Source organism: Flavobacterium sp. Root420, assembly GCF_001427905.1.
Classification (GTDB): domain Bacteria; phylum Bacteroidota; class Bacteroidia; order Flavobacteriales; family Flavobacteriaceae; genus Flavobacterium.
Genome location: NZ_LMEF01000033.1, coordinates 71,731 through 94,375 on the forward strand (window position 1 = coordinate 71,731; position 22,645 = coordinate 94,375).

The 22,645-nt window shown below is 34.1% G+C and carries 16 protein-coding genes and 3 tRNA genes; 7 read left to right on the forward strand and 12 right to left on the reverse strand.

The genetic code is table 11. From position 1 onward, the window contains the following. Positions 1–59: 59 nt before the first annotated feature. A complete protein-coding gene (gene typA / locus ASC72_RS22065) occupies positions 60–1,856 on the reverse strand; it encodes a translational GTPase TypA (protein WP_056196110.1) in 1,797 nt (598 codons plus the stop codon). 167 nt (positions 1,857–2,023) lie between these two features. Between typA and ASC72_RS22070 the strand changes: the two genes are divergently transcribed. Together ASC72_RS22070 and ASC72_RS22075 are read left to right on the forward strand one after the other, a co-directional pair. Beyond that, positions 2,024–3,733: a PAS domain-containing sensor histidine kinase gene (locus ASC72_RS22070; protein ID WP_056196113.1), complete on the forward strand. Its 1,710-nt coding sequence runs from the start codon at positions 2,024–2,026 to the stop codon at positions 3,731–3,733. A 5-nt stretch (positions 3,734–3,738) separates the two neighbouring features. Then, on the forward strand, positions 3,739–4,155 hold the full coding sequence (locus ASC72_RS22075) for a response regulator (RefSeq protein WP_056196115.1): 417 nt from the start codon (positions 3,739–3,741) through the stop codon (positions 4,153–4,155). A 163-nt stretch (positions 4,156–4,318) separates the two neighbouring features. Here the strand turns inward: ASC72_RS22075 and rpsT are convergent, their stop codons facing one another. The 5 genes from rpsT to proS form a co-directional block, all read right to left on the reverse strand. Then, entirely contained in the window at positions 4,319–4,570 is a 252-nt protein-coding gene (gene rpsT, locus ASC72_RS22080; RefSeq protein ID WP_007803459.1) for a 30S ribosomal protein S20, read from the reverse strand. Positions 4,571–4,724: 154 nt separating this feature from the next. Further along, positions 4,725–4,796: transfer RNA gene (locus tag ASC72_RS22085), tRNA-Glu, on the reverse strand. A 44-nt stretch (positions 4,797–4,840) separates the two neighbouring features. Then, positions 4,841–4,912 (reverse strand) — tRNA-Glu (locus ASC72_RS22090). Between the two features lie 45 nt (positions 4,913–4,957). Then, a tRNA-Glu gene (locus ASC72_RS22095) sits at positions 4,958–5,029 on the reverse strand. 77 nt (positions 5,030–5,106) lie between these two features. After that, complete coding sequence (proS, locus tag ASC72_RS22100) at positions 5,107–6,585, reverse strand: proline--tRNA ligase (RefSeq protein WP_056196118.1); 1,479 nt, start codon at positions 6,583–6,585, stop codon at positions 5,107–5,109. Positions 6,586–6,686: 101 nt separating this feature from the next. On the opposite strand from proS, the gene ASC72_RS23990 reads away from it, so the two are divergent. The 5 genes from ASC72_RS23990 (at position 6,687) to ASC72_RS22125 (ending at position 12,261) form a co-directional block, all read left to right on the forward strand. Continuing rightward, positions 6,687–7,676, forward strand: a complete 990-nt coding sequence (locus tag ASC72_RS23990) for a hypothetical protein (protein ID WP_056196121.1) — start codon at positions 6,687–6,689, stop codon at positions 7,674–7,676. 46 nt (positions 7,677–7,722) lie between these two features. Continuing rightward, on the forward strand, positions 7,723–9,219 hold the full coding sequence (locus ASC72_RS22110) for an OmpP1/FadL family transporter (protein ID WP_056196124.1): 1,497 nt from the start codon (positions 7,723–7,725) through the stop codon (positions 9,217–9,219). 190 nt (positions 9,220–9,409) lie between these two features. Then, positions 9,410–10,723 (forward strand): 30S ribosomal protein S12 methylthiotransferase RimO, encoded by a 1,314-nt coding sequence (gene rimO / locus ASC72_RS22115; protein ID WP_056196126.1) that lies wholly within the window; start codon positions 9,410–9,412, stop codon positions 10,721–10,723. A 42-nt stretch (positions 10,724–10,765) separates the two neighbouring features. Then, positions 10,766–11,320 (forward strand): hypothetical protein, encoded by a 555-nt coding sequence (locus ASC72_RS22120; RefSeq protein ID WP_056196129.1) that lies wholly within the window; start codon positions 10,766–10,768, stop codon positions 11,318–11,320. Positions 11,321–11,355: 35 nt separating this feature from the next. After that, complete coding sequence (locus ASC72_RS22125) at positions 11,356–12,261, forward strand: N-acetylmuramoyl-L-alanine amidase (protein WP_056196132.1); 906 nt, start codon at positions 11,356–11,358, stop codon at positions 12,259–12,261. 459 nt (positions 12,262–12,720) lie between these two features. Here ASC72_RS22125 and ASC72_RS22130 read toward each other — a convergent pair whose 3' ends face one another. From ASC72_RS22130 to ASC72_RS22155, 6 genes are all read right to left on the reverse strand, one after another. Continuing rightward, positions 12,721–13,797: an outer membrane beta-barrel protein gene (locus ASC72_RS22130; protein ID WP_056196135.1), complete on the reverse strand. Its 1,077-nt coding sequence runs from the start codon at positions 13,795–13,797 to the stop codon at positions 12,721–12,723. A 613-nt stretch (positions 13,798–14,410) separates the two neighbouring features. Continuing rightward, positions 14,411–15,376, reverse strand: coding sequence for a glycoside hydrolase family 5 protein (locus ASC72_RS22135; RefSeq protein ID WP_056196137.1), 966 nt, complete (start codon positions 15,374–15,376; stop codon positions 14,411–14,413). 11 nt (positions 15,377–15,387) lie between these two features. Next, positions 15,388–16,623, reverse strand: a complete 1,236-nt coding sequence (locus tag ASC72_RS22140; RefSeq protein WP_056196141.1) for a glycoside hydrolase family 27 protein — start codon at positions 16,621–16,623, stop codon at positions 15,388–15,390. Between the two features lie 89 nt (positions 16,624–16,712). Continuing rightward, positions 16,713–17,771, reverse strand: coding sequence for an IPT/TIG domain-containing protein (locus tag ASC72_RS22145; RefSeq protein ID WP_056196143.1), 1,059 nt, complete (start codon positions 17,769–17,771; stop codon positions 16,713–16,715). A 17-nt stretch (positions 17,772–17,788) separates the two neighbouring features. Then, complete coding sequence (locus ASC72_RS22150; RefSeq protein ID WP_056196147.1) at positions 17,789–19,387, reverse strand: RagB/SusD family nutrient uptake outer membrane protein; 1,599 nt, start codon at positions 19,385–19,387, stop codon at positions 17,789–17,791. Between the two features lie 11 nt (positions 19,388–19,398). Then, positions 19,399–22,593: a TonB-dependent receptor gene (locus tag ASC72_RS22155; RefSeq protein ID WP_056196150.1), complete on the reverse strand. Its 3,195-nt coding sequence runs from the start codon at positions 22,591–22,593 to the stop codon at positions 19,399–19,401. Positions 22,594–22,645: the final 52 nt, after the last annotated feature.

Here is a 22,645-nt window from a genome sequence, read left to right on the forward strand (position 1 = left end):
AAATAAAAATCCCAAATTCCGGAAGGAATTTGGGATTTTTTATATTCAAATTTAAATCCTTAGATTTTAAATCTTTTTCTATCAGTTTCTGTTAAATAGATTTTTCTCAAACGAATAGATTTTGGAGTAACCTCTACATACTCATCTTTTTGAATGTATTCTAAAGCTTCTTCTAATGAGAAAATAATTGGAGGAATAATTCTAGCTTTTTCATCATTTCCAGAAGAACGTACGTTAGATTGTTTTTTCTCCTTAGTTACATTTACACACATATCATCAGCACGAGAGTTTTCTCCAATTACCTGACCTTCATAGATTTCAGCATTTGGTTCAACAAAAAACTTACCACGATCTTGCAATTTATCGATAGAATAAGGAATAGCTTTTCCTTTTTCCATAGAAATCAATGAACCTTTGTTACGTCCCGCAATTTCTCCTTTGTAAGGCTCATATCCAATAAAACGGTGTGCCATAATAGCCTCACCAGCTGTTGCAGTAAGCAATTGATTACGCAATCCAATAATTCCACGTGATGGAATATTAAATTTTACAATCATACGTTCTCCTTTAGTTTCCATAGAAAGCATTTCTCCTTTACGCATCGTAACGAATTCAACTGCTCTACCTGAAAGGTTTTCTGGTAAGTCGATTGTCAATTCTTCAATTGGCTCACATTTTTTACCATCAATTTCTTTGATGATAACTTGCGGCTGACCGATTTGCAACTCATAACCTTCTCTTCTCATTGTTTCAATAAGAACAGATAAGTGAAGTACTCCACGACCAAAAACCATGAATTTATCAGCAGAATCAGTTTCACCTAACTTCATAGCTAAGTTTTTCTCTAATTCTTTTGTTAATCTTTCTCTAATATGACGAGAAGTTACAAATTTACCTTCTTTACCAAAGAAAGGTGAGTCGTTAATTGTAAATAACATACTCATTGTTGGCTCATCAATTGCGATAGTTTGTAAAGCTTCAGGGTTTTCAGAATCAGCGATAGTATCTCCAATTTCAAAACCTTCAACTCCAATAATAGCACAGATATCACCAGCAATTACTTGTTGTACTTTTTTACGGCCTAAACCTTCAAAAGTATGTAATTCTTTAATACGTGATTTTATAATTTTACCATCTCTTTTTACCAAAGAAATTGGCATACCTTCATTTAATACACCTCTTTCAAGACGACCGATAGCGATACGACCTGTAAAAGCAGAGAAATCCAAAGATGTAATCAACATTTGAGGAGTTCCTTCAGATACTTTAGGAGCTGGTACATTTTTAATTACCATATCCAACAAAGGCTCGATGTTATCCGTTTGGTTTCTGAAATCATCAGACATCCAGTTGTTTTTAGCAGAACCGTAAACAGTTGGGAAATCTAATTGCTCTTCAGTAGCACCTAATTCAAACATTAAGTCAAAAACTTTTTCATGAACTTCTTCAGGAGTACAGTTTTCTTTATCCACTTTATTGATAACTACACATGGCTTAAGACCTAAGTCAATAGCTTTTTGTAATACGAAACGAGTTTGTGGCATTGGACCTTCAAAAGCATCCACTAGCAAACATACACCATCGGCCATGTTCAATACACGTTCTACTTCACCTCCAAAATCGGCGTGGCCTGGAGTGTCAATAATATTGATTTTTGTTCCTTTATATTGAACTGATACGTTTTTAGAAGTAATAGTAATACCTCTCTCACGCTCTAAATCGTTATTATCAAGAATTAAATCACCTGTATTTTCGTTGTCACGAAATAATTGACAGTGATACATAATTTTATCAACCAAAGTGGTTTTACCGTGATCGACGTGGGCAATAATTGCAATGTTTCTAATAGATTCCATCTGTGATTTTTAATGGGTGCAAAGGTACACTTTATTTTGATATAAAAAACGTTTCTTTGATAGTTTGCGTATATCCAAGTAATTAGTTCCTGATTCAATGTAAATTTAAGTGTCAAATTGGCATCTAATAATTGCTGAATTATAGTTAATTTAACTATATTTGAGTAATGAAAAGTAAAACTCTCCAAATTACTCTAATTTATATTATTATTTCGTTATTTATGGCCATAATCTGTCATAAATTACTCACTAATTACTTTTCATCCACAGAAAACTACAATCTATTCCTTATTAAAGATTTTTTTTTCATTTTAGCCACCGGACTGGTGTTCAAATATATACTCTCAAAAAATGAAGTCAGAAACAAATCTGTTTTTGAAAAATTAAAACAGACAAACGAAGAGATTAAAGAATCGAACGAAAAATATGATATTGTTGCCAAAGCAACAAGCGACACAATTTGGGACTGGAAAATTCAGGAAGACAGTATTAGCTGGAACAAAGGAATAGAAAGCGTGTTTGGCTATAAACAAGAAGATGTTGGCACAACTTCAAAATGGTGGTTTGACAAAATTCATCCCGAAGACAGCATTAGAATGTCAATTAAATTATATTCGTTCATTGAACAAAAAACAGAGAAATGGCAAGACCAATACCGTTTCAGATGTGCTGACGGAACCTATAAATACGTATTAGACCGAGGGTTTTTACTTAAAGATGAAAAAGGAAGAGCCATCAGGATGATTGGAGCTATTCAGGATATTACGAAACAAAAAGAAGAAGAACAGCGATTAAAACTTTTAGAAACTGTAATTACACAATCTAAAGATTCTATTTTAATAACAGAAGCCAATTCTGTGAGCCACAGAATTCCAAAAATAGTATACGTAAACCCGGCATTTTCTGAAATGTCAGGATATCACTCCAACGAAATTATAGGAAAATCTCCAAATATTTTTAAAGGACCAAAATCTGACTCTGACGAGCTGAAAAAACTTTTAAGAGCTATTAAAAATGAAGAAGAATGCCTAATTGAAACTATCAGCTACACCAAACAAAAAGAAGAATACTGGGTTCGTTTTTCAATGATTCCAATTTTTAACAATGAAGGCGTAATTTCCCACTGGATATCAATACAAAGAGACATTACTGATGAGAAAAAACTAGAAACAGAAAAAGAACACTTAATTCGCGAACTAACCCAAAATAACAAGGATTTAAAACAGTTTTCATACATCACATCACACAATCTTAGAGCCCCCCTATCCAATTTAATTGGACTTTTAAATCTTATAGAAGACATTCCTGTCGACAATCCGGAACTCCAGGAAATTATCGCAGGATTTACAAAATCGACACACCTCCTGAACGAAACCATCAATGATCTCGTGAAAGTCATCATTATCAAAGACAATCCTTCAATGCAAAAAGAAGAGGTTTCATTAAAAGAAGTATTCGAAAATGTCTTTAGTCAATTATCGTTTCAAATAGAATTACACAAGCCAATTATCAAACTTAAATTCGACAGAGTGCCTTTATTAAACACAAACAAAGCCTACATAGAAAGCATCTTACTCAACTTACTAACGAATTCCATTAAATACAAATCAGAAAATCGAAAATTAAAAATATCAATAATGGCGGAACAAATAGACCATCAAGCCATATTAACTTTTAAAGACAACGGAATTGGCATAGATCTTGAAAGAAACCGGGACAAGGTTTTTGGTCTTTATCAAAGATTCCACAATTATCCTGATAGTAAAGGATTAGGATTGTATCTGGTAAAATCTCAGGTCGAAACCATGGGCGGAACGATTAGTATAGACAGCGAAGTCAACAAAGGAACCACATTTACAATAACATTTAAAAATTAACTATCATGCTTGAGCAAATCTTATGCATTGATGACGATCCAATCACATTAATGCTATGCAAAAAAGTAATTTCAAAATCGGAGTTTTCGAATGAAATTATTACGGCTCAAAACGGCGAAGAAGCACTACTCCACTTCAATACCCTAAAATATACCAACAATAAAAATAAGGCAAACAAAAAACCTGAGCTTATTTTTTTAGACTTAAACATGCCTGTGATGGGTGGCTGGGAATTCCTGGATCATTTTACATCTGACGATTACACTGAGTTTAACACCGCTGCAAGTGTCATTGTTTTATCTTCCACAATTGATCCTGAAGACTTAGCGAAAGCAAAAAAATACCCAATAATTATTGATTTCCTTTCAAAACCAATTACCCAACCCATGTTGGAATATCTCAAAAAGAAGATAGACATTTAAAAAATTCCAAATGAGAAATTCCAAATTCCAATATTACTTTTAAACGAAAGTTTAGTATTGGAATTTGGAATTCTCATTTGGAATTTATCATTTATCCGTTTTATCCAAACAAAAAAAGTCCTCTAAAAGAGGACTTTTTGTATATTTAGGAAATTGTAGTTAATTACAATTTAGCAACATGTTTCGTTAATTTAGACTTCAAGTTTGAAGCTTTGTTATCGTGAATGATGTTCTTTTTAGCTAATTTATCAATCATAGAGATTACAGTTGATAATTTAGAAGCTGCATCAGATTTTTCAGTAGCTAATCTTAATGCTTTAATTGCATTACGAGTAGTTTTATGTTGGTATCTGTTAAGAACTCTTCTTTTTTCGTTACTTCTGATTCTTTTTAATGCTGACTTATGATTTGCCATTTTTTTTTAATTTTAGATGTAATAATTATTATAAATACTAGTTAAAAAAGAAAAACCTCCCACAATTGCAAAACAATCACTTTGGTTTTAACTAATAAAACAAAAATCGAGACACCAATCTTTATTTTATAAAACTTATTCACAACTAATTTAGTAGTCCGTAAGGGAATCGAACCCCTGTTACCAGGACGAAAGCCTGAAGTCCTAACCCCTAGACGAACGGACCATTATCGTTCTAAGTTTTTCTATATTTAAATAGAGGTATTATTGTAGCCCGTAGCGGAATCGAACCGCTCTTACATGGATGAAAACCATGCGTCCTAACCGATAGACGAACGGGCCATTTTAATTCTCAGTATTTCAAGAACAATTTCGCAGTAAAAGTAGTAGCCCGTAGCGGAATCGAACCGCTCTTACATGGATGAAAACCATGCGTCCTAACCGATAGACGAACGGGCCTGCTTCTCTAATGCGGATGCAAAAATACAACTATTTTTAAGATGTACAATACCTGATGCAAAAAAAATTAAAAAATTTTAATATGCCTTTGCAAATAGCACTCTTTTTGTAGACGGATTCCCAGTAAATATGCAGGTTCCCGCCTCTTCTACACTATCCAAAGGAATACAACGAATTGTTGCTTTTGTCAAGTCTTTTATTTTCTCTTCAGTAGCAGCCGTACCGTCCCAATGAGCCGACACAAACCCTGCTTTACCATCTAAAATTTCCTTAAATTCCTCAAAACTATTTACTTCCGTAATATGTGTATTACGATAGTCCAATGCTTTATTAAATAAATCAACCTGAATCCTTTCTAATAGATCATTTATATAGGTAACGATTCCTTCACCAGAAACTGTCTCTTTTGTCAATGTATCCCGTCTTGCAACCTCAAAAGTTCCATTTTCTAAATCTTTTGGCCCAACTGCAATTCGAACAGGCACACCTTTCAATTCCCATTCAGCAAATTTGAATCCTGGCTTTTGAGTAGTTCTGTCATCATATTTAACAGAGATCTTCAACTTTCTTAGCTTCGCAGCTAAATCATTAACAGCAGTTGTAATTTCAGCTAATTGCTCATCTGTTTTATAAATAGGAACAATTACAACTTGTATAGGTGCTAAATTTGGAGGCAATACCAACCCCTGATCATCAGAGTGAGTCATAACCAAAGCCCCCATTAAACGAGTTGAAACCCCCCATGAAGTCCCCCAAACATGCTCTTGTTTTCCTTCGGCATTCGCAAACTTCACATCAAAAGCTTTTGCAAAGTTTTGTCCTAAAAAGTGAGAAGTGCCAGCCTGCAATGCTTTTCCGTCCTGCATCAAAGCTTCAATACAATAAGTTTCATCTGCACCGGCAAAACGTTCTGTTTCAGTTTTTATACCTTTTACAACCGGAATTGCCATGAAGTTTTCCACAAAATCAGCATAAACATTCATCATTTTTTCAGATTCCTCTATAGCTTCTGCTTTTGTAGCATGCGCAGTATGTCCTTCCTGCCATAAAAATTCTGCAGTTCTTAAAAACAAACGCGTACGCATTTCCCAACGAACAACATTAGCCCATTGGTTAATCAACAAAGGTAAATCTCTATAAGATTGTACCCATCCTTTATATGTAGACCAAATAATAGCCTCACTAGTCGGACGAACAATAAGCTCCTCTTCCAATTTAGCATTTGGATCAACCATTAATTTCCCTGGTTTATCCGGATCATTTTTTAATCTGTAATGTGTTACGATTGCACATTCTTTTGCAAATCCTTCTGCATTTTTCTCTTCCGCTTCAAACATGCTTTTTGGCACGAATAAAGGGAAATATGCATTTTGATGTCCTGTTTCTTTAAACATTCGATCTAACTCCGCCTGCATTTTTTCCCAAATGGCATATCCGTACGGTTTAATAACCATACATCCTCTAACGCCTGAATTTTCAGCTAAATCTGCTTTAACAACCAGTTCGTTATACCATTTCGAATAATCTTCTGATCTTGTAGTGAGGTTCTTACTCATATTGAATAGTTTGGCACAAATTTTGTTTTAATAATTTTAACTAAATAGTTTGACAAAACTAACTATTTTTGTAATGTGCAACAATAAAAAACACCACAGATATGAAAACTTCTACTACTCTCCGCCAAAACTCAAGTTATTTTTACTTAATTGGATTACTGAGTTTTCTGGTTACGTCGTGTGGTTCTTACCAAAATTCATCTTATCAGGACACTGATGGAGTATATGGTGGTTCACAAAGAACGTATACTCAAAATAATACCTCAAACGTTAATAATCAATATAAAGATTACTTTAAATCGTTACAAAATGACGGTCAGCCAACTGAAATTTTTACAGATGTAGACAGCTATGGCAATTACGCCGAAAATGATAGCACCCAGACAGCTTCTGCTACTTCTGCCACCGCTTATCCAGCTTGGGGAAGTGCTAATTCAGACGTATCAGTAACCGTTTATTCTGATCCAATGTGGTCATGGGGAATTGGATTTGGCTGGGGTTATCCATATTACGGATATGGCTATGGTTACGGATGGGGTTACCCTTATTACGGATGGGGCTATTCTGGATATTATCCTGGATGGGGCTACCCAGGTTATTACCCACACTACTATGGTTACAACAACTACTCTTACAACTACGGAAGAAGAGGATCTGCTGCTTATTACGGATCAAGAGGATATTCTACAAGAAGCTCCTATAATAGTACTGGCAGAAATTATGCTGGCAGAGGAAACTACACCACAAACAGAAACAGCTACACAACTAACAGACGTACAGATTACTCTGACTTCAGAAGAAGTTCTAATGTAAACGGAAGAAATTATTCAAGTCCAAATTTTACAAATAGAAGAAGCACTACACAAGGTCAAAGCAACAGTTATGATTACAGAAGATCTGGCACTACAACTACAAACAGAAGTTACAACAATACCAATAGTAACTCGTCAAGATCATACTCTCCTAGTCCATCCCGCTCAATGAATAGCAGCGGCGGAAGCATGAGATCATCTGGTGGTGGATCATACGGCGGTGGCGGTGGTGGTGGTGGTGGTGGAAGATCTGGCGGCGGAGGTGGAGGAAGAAGATAATTCTTCTTTTCGCTAATCAGATAATTCATATTTAAAACTTAACCACATGAAAAAAATACTTTTCCTTTTTATTACAGGACTAACTTTTAGCGTCTCACATTCTCAGGAAGTATCAGATGCTGTTCGTTATGCACAAGACAATTTAACCGGAACTGCCAGATTTAGAGCTATGGGCGGTGCTTTTGGGGCCGTTGGAGGAGATTTATCTGCCTTAACTGTAAACCCTGCCGGTTCTGCAATATTCAACAACAATCAGGTTGGGGTAACTTTTAGCAATCAAAATATTAAAAACAATTCCAATTATTTTGGAACACAAACCAGCGAAAAAGAAAACTCTTTTATTTTAAATCAGGCTGGTGGTGTTTTTGTTTTTAATAATCCAAACAACAACTGGAAAAAAATTGCAATTGGTGCCACTTATGAAAATACCAATAATTTTAACAATCAAGTTTTTTCAGCAGGTACAAATCCAACAAATTCTGTTGATCAATACTTTTTGACTTACGCTAACGGAATTCCATTAAATGTAATTGCTGACGTTCCTTATAGAGACCTGTTTTATGATGAACAACAAGCTTATTTTGGCTACAAAGGATATGTAATAAACCCTGTTTCTAACGATCCAAATAATACACAATACACTTCGAATGTTCCGGCAGGCGGAAATTATTATCACGAAAACGAAATTTACACTAGTGGATATAATAGCAAAGTAAGTTTCAATATTGCAACATCATTTAAAGACAGAATATATTTTGGAGCAAACCTAAATGTACATGTTACAGATTTTAGAAGATCAAGTAGTTTTTATGAAGACAATAGTAATCCGTTAGAACCTACTGAAACTATATCTAATTTACGTTTTAACAATGACCTTTATACTTATGGAAATGGGTTTTCTTTTCAATTAGGTGCGATTGGTAAAGTTACAGAAGCCTTCAGAGTTGGTATCGCTTACGAATCCAATACATGGTATGAACTTTATGACGAAGTCACCCAAAGCCTGCAAACTACAAGACAAGCTGATGGAGGACAACCTATTCACGAGAATATCAATCCAAATGTTGTAAATGTTTATGAATCTTATACTTTACAAACTCCGGCAAAATGGACTTTTAGTGGTGCTTTGGTATTTGGAAAATCTGGTTTGATCAGTGTTGATTATTCTATTAAAGATTATTCAAACACAAAATACAAGCCAACAAGCGATCCTGGTTTCAGAGGATTAAATGGTGATATCAGCAATCAATTAACTAGTAATGGTGAATTAAGAATTGGTGGTGAATACAAAATAAACCGATTGAGCCTGAGAGGTGGTTACCGATTTGAAGGAAGCCCTTATAAAAACGGATCAACAATTGGAGATTTAAACAGCTATTCAGGTGGTTTAGGCTATAGCTTTGGATCTACAAAAGTAGATTTGGCCTATTCTTATTTAGAAAAAAAATCAAATCAGGGATTTTTTGCCACCGGATTTACTGATGGCGCCAACATTTCATCGAAACTTAATAATGTTTCTTTGACTTTATTATTTGAATTGTAATTAAATTAAAATAGATTAATTTGAATTTCCGTTAGGCCTGCTTAACGGATTTTTTTTTTAGCCCTGATGGAAGCGGCAGGAAAAGATATAGCGGACAGCAGGATTAGCTTCACAAAAAACAGCTAAAAGAAACTGAAACAAGCGGTGTTTGAATAAAAAAGTGTAATTTTGCACTCCAATTTATAAAAGTATGAGAACCAAGTCTTTAAAAAAGAACAAAATTAACGTAATCACTCTTGGGTGTTCGAAAAATGTATATGACAGTGAAGTGTTGATGGGACAGCTTCGTGCTAATGGCAAAGAAGTACAACATGAAGCACCTGCAGCAGAAGAAGGAAACATTATCGTAATAAACACTTGTGGTTTTATTGATAACGCTAAAGCCGAATCAGTAAATATGATTTTGGAATATGCTGATAAAAAAGACAAAGGATTAGTTGATAAGGTTTTTGTAACCGGATGTTTATCTGAACGCTACAGACCTGATTTAGAAAAAGAAATTCCGAACGTAGATCAATATTTTGGTACAACTGAATTACCTCAACTATTGAAAGCCTTAGGAGCTGATTATAAACATGAATTACTGGGGGAACGTTTAACTACTACTCCTAAAAATTACGCTTATTTAAAAATTGCCGAAGGTTGCGACAGACCTTGTAGTTTCTGTGCTATTCCGTTAATGAGAGGTACTCATGTTTCTCAACCAATTGAAAAACTGGTTAAAGAAGCCCAAGGATTAGCGAAAAACGGCGTTAAAGAATTAATTTTAATCGCTCAGGACTTAACTTATTATGGTCTTGATATTTATAAAAAGAGAAATCTTGCTGAACTTCTGGAAGAATTAGCAAAAGTAGAAGGCATTGAGTGGATTCGTTTGCACTATGCTTATCCTACCGGTTTCCCGATGGACGTTTTAGAATTAATGAAACGCGAACCAAAGATTTGTAATTACATTGATATTCCGTTGCAACATATTTCGGATTCTATTTTAAAATCAATGCGTCGTGGTACAACTCAGGCTAAAACGACTCAATTATTAAAAGATTTCCGTGCTGCTGTTCCCGGAATGGCAATCAGAACTACTTTGATCGTTGGTTACCCTGGAGAAACTCAGGAAGATTTTGAAATTTTAAAAGATTTTGTTCAGGAAATGAAATTTGACAGAATGGGATGTTTTGCTTATTCTCATGAAGAAAACACTCATGCATATTTATTAGAAGACGATGTCCCTGCTGATGTAAAACAAGCCAGAGCAAATGAAATCATGGAATTGCAATCGCAAATTTCATGGGATTTGAATCAGGAGAAAGTTGGACAAATTTACAAATGTATTATTGACAGAAAAGAAGGTGCACATTTTGTAGGCAGAACTGAGTTTGATAGTCCGGATGTTGACAACGAAGTTTTGATTGATGCCTCTAAACATTATGTAAAAACTGGCGAATTTGTTAATATACGCATAATAGAAGCAACAGAATTTGATTTATACGGAGAACCTGCTTAAATTTACGCTAAACTATTGTCAATTTTAGATAAATAATATTTTATGAAACCTACACACACATTTTTCCTTTTGGTTTTCAGTTTATTCTGTTTCAATTCTGTTTCAGCTCAATATGGAAACGGATACAATAATGGCTATGGCGGTGGCGGTTATGGTGGTGGTGGCTACGGAAGAGGTGGCGGAATGGGGATGGACAGAAGTATGATGGCAGGACCACAAGGCAACACAAGTAAACCTAAAGAAATACCTGCTGAAGAAACAGCTGCAAAGATTGTAGACCAAATGAAGCCGGAAGTAAAACTGGATGATTTACAAGCTATTGCAATTACTAATGTTATTGCTGATAGCATGAGAGAACAAGGAATTCTTTTGAAAAATGAAAATAGCAGCCAGGATCAAAAAATTGAGCAAATGACTGCATTAAGAGAAAGCACTACTAAAAAAATCACTGCTTTTCTGAATCCTGATCAAATAGAAAAATACACCAATTTCATGGCAAATTTTAAAGAGATCAAGAAAACGAAAAACAAAAAGAAAAAAGATTCTGACACAAAAGAAGTAAAAGAGGAAACAGAAACAACAAAAGTTCACGAATAATTGTTTTTTAACTTACTCCTAAAAAGTAACGAACCATGGCGAAAAAGCATTTTTATTATTTGATTTTAGCAATTATAATTACTTCTTGCTCAACGAATCCTTATAAATCCACCGAAAAAGTCTACGACCAACAGCTTAAAACTTTAGAAAATCAAATTACAAGTAAAGAAGCAAAAGCAATACCGGCTGTTAGCCCTGTAGTTATTGATACTTCTTATGCTTCACAATTAGGAATCGTCAAAGACACTTTATCTAAAACAGGCTCAACCGCTTTATTGAACGGTATTAATACAGAATGGATTGGTACTGTTAACTTCAACCTAAGAAAGCCTAGCTTTATCATTATTCATCATACTGCACAAGACTCTGTACAACAAACTATTAGCACTTTTACTAAAACAAAAACACAGGTAAGTGCCCACTATATAATTTCTGAAAACGGAAAAGTAGTACAGATGCTAAACGATTATTTAAGAGCTTGGCACGCAGGGGCATCTACCTGGGGTAAAAATACAGACTTAAACTCCTGCTCTATTGGTATTGAATTGGATAATAATGGCTTTAAACCTTTTACAGAAGCACAAATTAGCAGTTTAGTAGCGCTTTTGACAAAGCTTAAAAAAGATTACAATATACCTACTCAAAATATTCTGGGACATTCTGATATTGCTCCGGGAAGAAAACAAGATCCAAGTGCTTTATTTCCATGGAAAACTTTAGCAGAAAAAGGATTTGGAATCTGGCCGGACCTAGTACTGGAAGAAGCCCCTTTTGATTTCAAAATAGAACCTGCTTTACGCATTATTGGTTATAATACTAAGAATCTTTCAGCTGCCATTCAGGCTTTTAAATTACATTATATTCAAACAGATGCCACAGCTGTTTTAGATCGAAAAACAATAGATGCCATTTATTCGATTTATAAAAAGCAAATTCAGTAAAAGAGTAATTACTAAAATACAAAACGCGTTTCTAAATATTCAGAAACGCGTTTTTTTGTTGTCGCGTAAAAAGTTTGCCGCTAATTACACGAATTAAAATAGAGCGTTTTAGCCACAGATTAAAGGAGTAAAAGGATTATTTTGCATTGCTCCTTTTGCCACGAATCGCACTAATTTTTTCTAATTTTTCACATCGCCTTAATTAAAATTTCTCTTAACTTATTAAACCATGTAATTTAGTAAAAAAGACTTTTTTTAAACTTTTAACCTCTTATCAGAAAATTTACTTTTTAATTTGTGCTAATTCGTGCGATTCGTGGCAAAAAGAAAATAATAAGGAAGAAAATCTTTTTAATCCTTTAATCTATGGCAAAAAATCAAAGCTAAAATAAAAAAGCTGCCAAAACATTTACATGTTTTGACAGCTCCAAAAAAAAAAAAAAATATCAATCTTTATCTCTAGAAAGAGTATGTTGTAGCTATTAATCCGTAGAAAGATCCACCTGTTGGAAGCGCATCGCTATCTAAAAAGATATCTTCTGATGCAGCATCGTATCTTAACTCAGGAATAATGGTTAGTTTTCCAACTTTATAGTTTAATGAAACCGTGTTTGCAAATACATTAGATCCCGTTAATGTCCCTAAACTTGCCGGAGCAGCATCTTTGGCGTCAAAATATTCTATTCTGTACGCTAATAATAAAGAGGGGCTAAAGGAATAATTAGCATACCCTACTAATGAAAACCATTCTCCATCACCTGCGCTTGAAATATCATTTTTAGTTTTAGCGTATGTTGCATTAAATCCAAGTCCAAAACTATCACTTATTGTTTTTGAAGCCACTAAATCAAATTGTGTTTTATTATCTGTAGAAACCGGATTACTGCTTCCTGATGTAAAATTCAAATAAGCACTACCTGTTTCTCCAACGTATCCTACTTGTCCAATGTATGTTTTTTGAGTAGAACCCGCATCCATAGCTGATTTAAAATCAGTAGGATTAGTTATACCTAACATAGCTGTAAATTTTCCCGAAGTATACTGTGCTTTTACCCCAGTATTAAAGAATGGCCCATATGAGAATGCGTATGACATACTGTAGTTTTTATTTGCAACAGCATCTAATACCTCATATCCGATATGTGTACCAAAGCTACCTGCTACAAATTTAAGTTCATCAGTAACCTGATAAGTAAAGAATAATTGTTTTATCAAAAATTTTGCAGTAATATCTTTGTCAGTTGTTTCATTATATGAAAATTCGCCAGCTCTTTTTCCGAATCCTAAGTCAACAAATACAGAAGCTTTTCCGAAAGTATGCCCTGCATTAATAGAAGCCATTCCTAGTTCAAATGAATCCTGAGAGTTGGTAAAGCTCGTTAATCCATTCATTTGTTTTGAAAAATCATATTTATAGTAAGCATCTGCGGATCCTCCCCATGTAGTTGCTGGTACAACTGGAGTTTCAGTATCTTCTTGAGCAAATGCAAAAGAACTCGTCAACATCACGGCTAAAATGTGTAATACTTTTTTCATGTTTTAATTGGTTTTTAGTTATTAATTGATTCTGGTTAGTTAATCTTTTATATATGTATCTGCTACTATAAGTCTATTCTAAAACCTTTAATCTCCCCCTAAAACCTCTTCATTTCCATTAGCGAATTTATTAACTTTTGTATGAGTACAAGAATTGAAATCTATTTTTTTGACGTTTTACAAGCAGAATTATGGATTACAAAAATTAAATTAACAATAATCGTTATTTGACATTAATACTGATTTATTTTTGAAAATTCCCTAACGTTATTTTAGCAAAAATCAGAATTTTTTTAGGGTAAACAACAAAAATACAACCACAAACAACCTAAAATAAACCACAAAACACAATTAAAAAGATGTACCCCTATAAAAAATGGGGGTGTTTTTGTTTTTCAATCAAAAATTACAAAATAATCCTCAATTTGATATTTTAGCAAATAACAGTCATTCAAGAAATAAAAATTCTTACAAAAACAAACACCAAAAAACACGTTCATCAGCCTGAAACACTCAATATAATTCTTAAATCAAAAACAAAAAGCTTTACAATTAAAACGAGAAAAGCCTCTTCAAAACTTGAACAGGCTTTTCTAAAATAAAGTAACTACCTCTACTCTTGCGTATTATACTTTCGTAAAAACTCACGAACTTTAATTCCGGCTTCTTTTAGATCCTCATCCTTCCACTTGCCTTCTGATTTTGCCGATTTTTTAAGAATAGAACAAGTTTCATCTTTATCAGAGACCGACCAGGTTATCCAACTCAACTTTCGGTTCTCAATCCAATCAATATATTCTTGCCAGGCCTTCATGTTTAAGGGTCCGTCACCAGAAGCTTCCATTCCTGCGGACTCGGAAACAAATATCGGCAGGCCTTTTTTCAGGGCTTCATCTGTTCTGTCTCGTAAATCTTTACCATGTGTAGCCGCGTAAAAATGCATGGTATACATTATATTATCATAGCCTTTTATAGGATCTGCCGCCGGAAGATCAACATCCTGATCCCAATGAGGAGAACCCACCAATATAATGTTGTCAGGATCATTTTTTCTAATTACCTTAATTACTTCTTCGGCGTAAGCCTTAATTTCCGGCCAGCTTTCGTGATCAGGTTCATTAAAAATCTCATATATTATATTGGGATATTTAGCATACTTTTTAGACATCTCATTAAAAAATTCTGTTGCTTCTTTGAGATTTATGTTATGACTGTGCCAATCGATAATTACGTAGATATCTGATTTAATTGCTCCATTTACAACTGCTTCAATTTTCTGTTTTGAAAACTCAGGATCTTTGATATAAGACAGTTGCCCAAGTTCGACACCCATCGCTGCACGTACCACATTACAATGGAAATCCTTTTTTAACCAACTTACCGCTTTCTCATTATAAAATCTCGGCCACATACTATGCCAGCCAAAACTCATTCCTCTCAATACAACAGAATTGTTATTTTGATCTGTCAATTGAGTTCCTTGTACACGAAGCCGTCCATGATGTTTTACAAATTGTGCTTTTGAAACACAAAATATAAGCAACATAATAATGGTATAAAATTTAGCTTTTGATTTCATTTAAATCGAATTTACGGAATTAACCTTAATGTGATTACATCATGAGAAGCAATATCAGATTGAAAATTCTTTTTTGTATTACCGATTTCTTTATTCTTCCAAAGATCTTTTAACTTAAAAACCACTTTACTAAAATCAGCTTCATAACCAAAATCGGTATCTTTAATGGAATGTTTTTTCCAATCAAAATTGATTTTTTTAGCAACATCACTTCTGTTTAAAAAAGTAATTGCCCAATTTCCATCTGCTAAAGGTTTTACCCAAACTTCCAAATCATCTTCGGCAGAATACTTAAATCCCTGAATTCCCAATTTATCCTGATTCACCGCAATCAATTCCTTATTGGTTAAAATTGCTAATGTTTCTTTTGACATTTTTCTGAAATCATTTCCTGCAATTAGAGGTGAAGCCATCATACACCACATGGCAAAATGAGATTTATCTTCTGTATTTGTCATTCCGTCACCCACTTCCATCATATCAAAATCGTTCCAATGATCCGGGCCTGAATATTTACGGATGTCTTTTCGCATCTCGATTATTTTCATAAATCCCCAGGAAGACCAGTTTCCTTCTACATGTTTATATTCGCAATCAAAACATGGATAGATATCTCCTGAAATTCTCCAAAGATTTCCTACTAGTTTTCCCCATTCCCATGGCTGGTTGTCTCCCCATTCGCAAAGACTAAAAACAATTGGTTTACCGGCCGTTTTAAGTGCATTACTCATAGTTGTGTATGCTTCTTTGGCTGTAATTCCTTGTGTATTACACCAATCGTATTTTAAGAAATCTATTCCGAGTTTAGCATAAAAACGGGCATCCTGATATTCGTAACCACGTGTACCCGGATATCCTGCACACGTTTGAGTTCCTGCACAATTATACAAACCAAACTTTAACCCTTTACTGTGTACATAATCAATAACAGCTTTCATTCCACTTGGAAATTTAACCGGATCCGGAACCAAATCTCCGTTTGCATCGCGTTCTTTGGTCATCCATCCATCATCAAGTACTATATAATTGTATCCTGCAGCTGCCATTCCTGATGAAACCATAATATCAGCGGTTTCCTTTACTAATTTTTCATCGATATTAGTTTCAAAAGTATTCCATGAATTCCAACCCATTGGCGGCGTCATTGCCAGACCTTCAAATTTGCCTGCTCCCTGTGAATGTGTATTTCCCTGAGTGAAGCCTAAACTTGATATACTTAATGCAATTGCTAAAATGATATTTTTCATTCTTTAAAATTTTAAAAGATATTATAAAAAGATATTCCCTAATCTTTCAATTAGGGAATATCTAAAACTAACTCAAATAATCAATTCTTTTATTTTAGGACAAATCCCATGTCATCCATAAGTATTGTGTTACCTCCAAAATTACCTGATTCCTGAAGCGTCAGCTGATCGAAAGTAGTTGGGTTTCCGATTGCTGAAAATGGAATTTCAATTGTTGTCCATGTCGAAGCAATTGATTTTTGGATTTGATAAGCCCATCCTCCAAATACAAACGTTATTTTAGCATCTGTATTGGCAGAAATACTTCTAACCTTAACTCTGAATGCTTTGTATTTTGAAACATCTCTAGAATTAAATTTCATATCGGCTCCGCCCCATCCAGCAAAAACAAATCTAATTGACGAATCTCCCTGAGTCTTATCTGTTTTATAATTTGTATCGAATACATCTGAACCATTCCACATCCAATGCCCTGCATCTCCTTGCATTACATCATCATATAATGCCGATCCAACAGCAACAGTAGACGATGTGACACCAGAAATATTGGCAACTGATACATATTTATCTAAACCATTTGCTGGCATTTTAAATTTAACTTCTGTTAAAGTAGAAGATATAACAGTGGCATTTTGAGTTCCAACTTTTACAATAGGATTTAGAAAATAATCTCCATTAATAGTTACAACATCACCTTCCGCAGCATTTATAGAATTGAACCACTTAAATGTTGGTATAGGAGGCGCAACCGTTAAATCAAAAACAGCAGTTCCACTTGTGGTCACAACTTTTAATTGATTGGAAGCATTCGCATACGGCGTTTTTTCATCTACCAATACAATTATATCCGTATCAGTTACAAATACTGGTTTAAAGTAGGTATCAAAATCATTAAAATAAACCTTTGTAGTACCAAGAAATCCTTTTCCGTGAATGACATAATAGTTTTTAGGATCTACTAGCGTTGTTGGAGTTAAAGGCTTAAGGCTGCCATCCAGATTATAACCAGAAGGCATAACCGACTCAATAACCGGAGCTCCACCATAAGAAGAAGAAGCACTATCATCATTTGAGCAGGAACTAAAAAGCATTAAAGATAACATCCATGCCATACATGCTGTTAACGAAACAATTTTTATATTTTTCATGTTTTTATTTTTAAAAATTATTTAAAAGTATATGGTACTACTTCTGTCAATTTTGGGTTTTTAATCAAATCATCTGAAGGATAAGGCAATAAAAGGTTAGTTGCTGAAATTGAAATATGTTTTTCAGTTTCTCTGTTTCCTCTGTTTTGCGCTTCTAAAATTGCTTTGGCTTTTGCAAAAGGCAAACGTCCTAAATCAAAATAATAATCTCCTTCGCAAGCTAATTCAGCTCTTCTTTCTTTGAATATATCATCAAAAGAAATAGATACTTTTTGGGCTACACCAGCTCTTTTACGAACTGCATTAAATGATTTAAGCGCATTTGGATCAGAAGTACTTCCTGATTGCGATCCTAAAATTGCTTCTGCGTGAATTAACAATAATTCTGCATAACGCATCATGTAACTGTTCATGCTGCTTTCTCCATTGAAAGGAGGATTAAAAGGACCTGTAATAGGTAAATTTTCTTTTCCGATTACGTATTTCTTCAATCCAGCACCAGATTTTTGCGCTTCATATTGAATATCAAATGTATATCCTAAAAGTTTTGGAGAATCGACAGCAAGCGTTTGCGCATAAGTCAGGTTTGGATAAAAATCTCCAGGTAACATAAAAGTCTCTATTCTTCTTTTATCACCATTTTCATAAACATTTTTAATTAAATCCTGTGAAGGTGCTATTTGACCTGAATAAGTAGTTTCAACCAATCTGTTCTCAGGAGCAAATAATGTATTTGAAAAGTTACCATCAAAGTAAGTTCCTGCACCATTCCATTGCCAGGAAAAAATTGACTCTTCATTATTGTTGTTTTTTTGCAGCCATAGATCAGCAAAAGATTTTGTAGGCAAATCATCTCCACCTAATAATTTAAACTCTCCACTATTAATAACTTCCTGCGCCATTTGTCTGGCTAAATCATATTTCTTTTGATACAAATAAACTTTAGCCAAAAGTGCTTTTGCAGATCCGGAAGATACGTGTGCATTTGCAGCATAATCAGAACCTCTGTTTTTTGTTCTTAAATTTGCAATGGCAAATTTTAAGTCATTTTCAATAAATTTATAAACGTCTTCAGTAGGATTACTTGGAACTACAAAATTCTGAGAATAATCAGCATTGTTTTCTATAATTGGCACATTGCCAAATAGTCTTACTAAAAAGAAATAAGAGAAAGCTCTAATAAAATGTGATTCTCCCATCGCATTATTTAAGGCTTCTTTACTCACATTTGGACCAACACTTTGTGGCAAATTACTAATATAAGCATTAGAGTTTGCAATAGCGCCAAAACAGGATCTCCAGGCATCAGATATAAACGATTGCGTGTTGGTAAAACTCAAATCAGTAAATTTTCCAAAATCATTATATATATCAGCATACATATTACCAGAAATTACATCTGTAATACCGTAAAAAGCTGATTTATTCATATTAAACCACACCAAACCATATAATCCGTTTGTAGCATTATCTAATTTTACATCTGAGTCGTAATAGTTACCTATAGTTGGTGTTCCTTCTGCCGGTACGTCTAAGAATTCCTGAGAACAAGACGTTGATATTAACATTACAAATGTCATAGCAATAGCAACGCTTCTTTTTATTATATTTTTCATATTAATTCGTATTAAAATTCAACATTAAAACCAAAAGTGATCTGTCTAGGCACTGGATAACGACCGTTATCAACCCCTGATAACAAGGCGTCCTGGTTGTAAGCACCTACCTCAGGATCATAACCTTTGTATTTTGTAAAAGTGAAAAGATTTTGTCCAGAAGCATAAATTCTCAATCTTGACAAACTAAGTTTTGAAATCATATCTGAAGGTAAAGAATACCCTAAAGTTACGTTTTGAATTCTTAAATAAGATCCATCTTCAATAATACGTGATGATACTGCATTATTGATATTATCATAAGTCGATGGTCTTGGCAAAGATCCATCAATATTTGAAGCTGAATAAAAATCTGCAGCTTCAGTTAAATAATTTGTTCCAGTACCATTGTTCAAAGTCCCTGACAAACGAGTCAGGTTCATTAACTTGTTTCCAGCTGTACCTTGAAGAAAAACAGATAAATCAACATTTTTGTATTTAAAATTGTTTGTAAATCCGTAAGTGAATTTAGGATTTGGATTTCCAATGGCTTTTAAATCGTTTTGATCAATAATACCATCGTTATTTAAATCTTTATAAATAACATCACCTTTTTGAAATTCCGGAAGCAAAGAATTGGTTCCATTTTTCAAAACTACTTTCGTACCTGTAGCATTTGTATGACCGTAAGTTGTCAAATCTTCGTCTGTTCTATAAATCCCTAAAGCTTCATATCCAAGAAATGAACCAATTGGTAAATCTTCCGTAGTTCTGGATACCGTTACAGTATTATAAGCCAGAGTACCCATTGTTTTCACAATATTTAATCCGGCCATATTAGTAACCTCATTAACATATTTAGTAAAATTCAAACTACCATTCCATGAAAAATTATCAGAGAATTTTTCTGTGTAGCCAATTGTAAACTCTATACCCTTATTCTGCATACTTCCAAGATTAAAGTATGGAGGATTTACACCACCTTCATAATCACCACCTCCGGAAAGGAAGTTTGGTAAAGGAACCTGATACAAGAAATTTTTAGAAACTTTTTTATACATATCTACTGACGCTGTAAGTTTAGATTCAAACATTGTAAAATCTAATCCTATGTTGGTTTGATCCTGAGTTTCCCATTTCAAATTTTTATTTGGTGTATTTGATGGCAAATAAGAAGTTCCCATTGAGCTAATAACCAAATGCAGGTTTGAATCATATAAATTATTTCCTATTTGATTGTTTCCTGTTTGCCCCCAACCTACTCTTATTTTAATATTGTCAACATATTTTCTAGTGCTTTCCATAAAATCTTCATTAGAAAGTTTCCAGGAACCACTAGCAGAACTAAAAACACCCCATTTGTTTCCAACAAAGAATTTTGAAGACCCATCAGTTCTTACAGCTCCGGAAACGCTATATTTATCACCAAAATCGTAAACTACCCTTCCTAAATAAGATGCTAAAGTTTGAGTTCCTGAATACACTCCGCTAGTAACTGCATTAGGCAAATCTGACGCAGCAAGAGATTTATCGTTATTATCTTTATAACCTTCTCCTGTTATAGTATAACCCTCCCAATGCGATCTGTTAGATTCCTGAACAGCTAAAATTGTGAAATTGTGTTTACCAATAGTATTTCTATAAGTAAGCATGTTTTTTAAGTTCCATGAATTACCACTTGAAGGACTGTAATATAAATTGGCAAAGCTTTTTACTGCATTACCCAATGAATACATAGGATCAAATCGCTGTCCTAAATTGTCATACATATATCCACCTACTTCAAAACGATATTCTAAACCTTTTACTATATCAATTTGAGTATAGAAATTTCCTGAATAATTTTTTCTTACCAAAGTATTTGAACCTAATAAAGAGGTCGCTACCGGATTTACAAATGATGTATTACCTCCAGCTGGCGGTCCGGAAAAAGCACCAGACAACTCTCTCACTGCAACATCAGGAGTAGCTAACAAAGAAGTAGCAACAACTCCGTTAAACTGACCATTCAAAGTAAGTTTTTCATCTGTAAGCGCTCCGCTAACGTTTACTCCAACTTTAATGAATTTATTAACTCTTGCATCAATATTAGATCTAAAATTATATCTTTTAAATCCTGATTCAATTACGATACCTTCCTGATTCAAAACGCCACCAGAAATATAATAGTTAATTCCCTCTTTACCACCTGAAAAAGACAATTGGTTCGAAGTCATAATTCCCGTTTCATAAATTGCATCTTGCCAATCAGTACCTTTTCCTAAAAGTTCCGGATGAGCAAATTCAGGACGTTTTGACGACGGGTCATAAACATCAGACAAAGCATTTTGATGAGTTGCATATTCTTGCAAATTCATAGAATGCAATTTTTTCGGCAAATTACTTATAGAATAAGAATTTTCGAAAGTCAATTTTCCAGTTCCTTTTTTACCTGATTTTGTAGTAACAATTACAACCCCGTTTGCTCCACGTGAACCATAAATTGCTGTAGCCGAAGCATCTTTCAAAATATCAATCGATTCAATATCACTAGGATTAATAAGTGCTAACGGACTTTGCGTAATATTACCATTATTAGAGAAATTGCTATTTCCTTGTGCATTTCGTCCAGAAGTAGATGAATTACGAGCATCCCCGGAAATTGGCACGCCGTCAATTACATATAAGGGCTCATTTGTACCAGTCAATGACGAAACCCCTCTAATTCTAACTGAAACGTTACTTCCCGGCTCGCCTGAATTACTGTTAACCACAACTCCGGCAGCCTTACCCTGCATCATCTGGTCAAATGAAGCAACTTTTAAATTTTCCATGTCTTTGGAACTAATACTGGAAATTGCACTGTTTACGTCCTTTCTTTTTTGGGTACCATAACCAATTACAACTACATCCCTTAAATCTTCTACATTAGATTTTAAAACTACGTTTATAGTTGTTTTTCCTGCTACGGCTATCTTTTGCGTATTGAAACCAATAAAAGAGAATAATAATGTAGAATTTGCCGGAACATCGATAGTATACTTACCATCAAAATCGGTTGAAACTGTTGTTTTTAATCCGACAGCCGAAATATTTGCACCTGGAATAGAAAGCCCCTTCTCATCAGAAACGGTTCCCGAAACCTTTACCTGAGCCGTAATAAAATTACTCAGTAATAAGAATAAAATCAAAGGAACTGCTCTGTGGTTAGCATTCCAATGAATAAAGTTAGTCATTAGTTTTTTCATAATAAAGTTTGGTTAGTTTAAATTGTTTTATTCATAATCAAGTAATAAAATG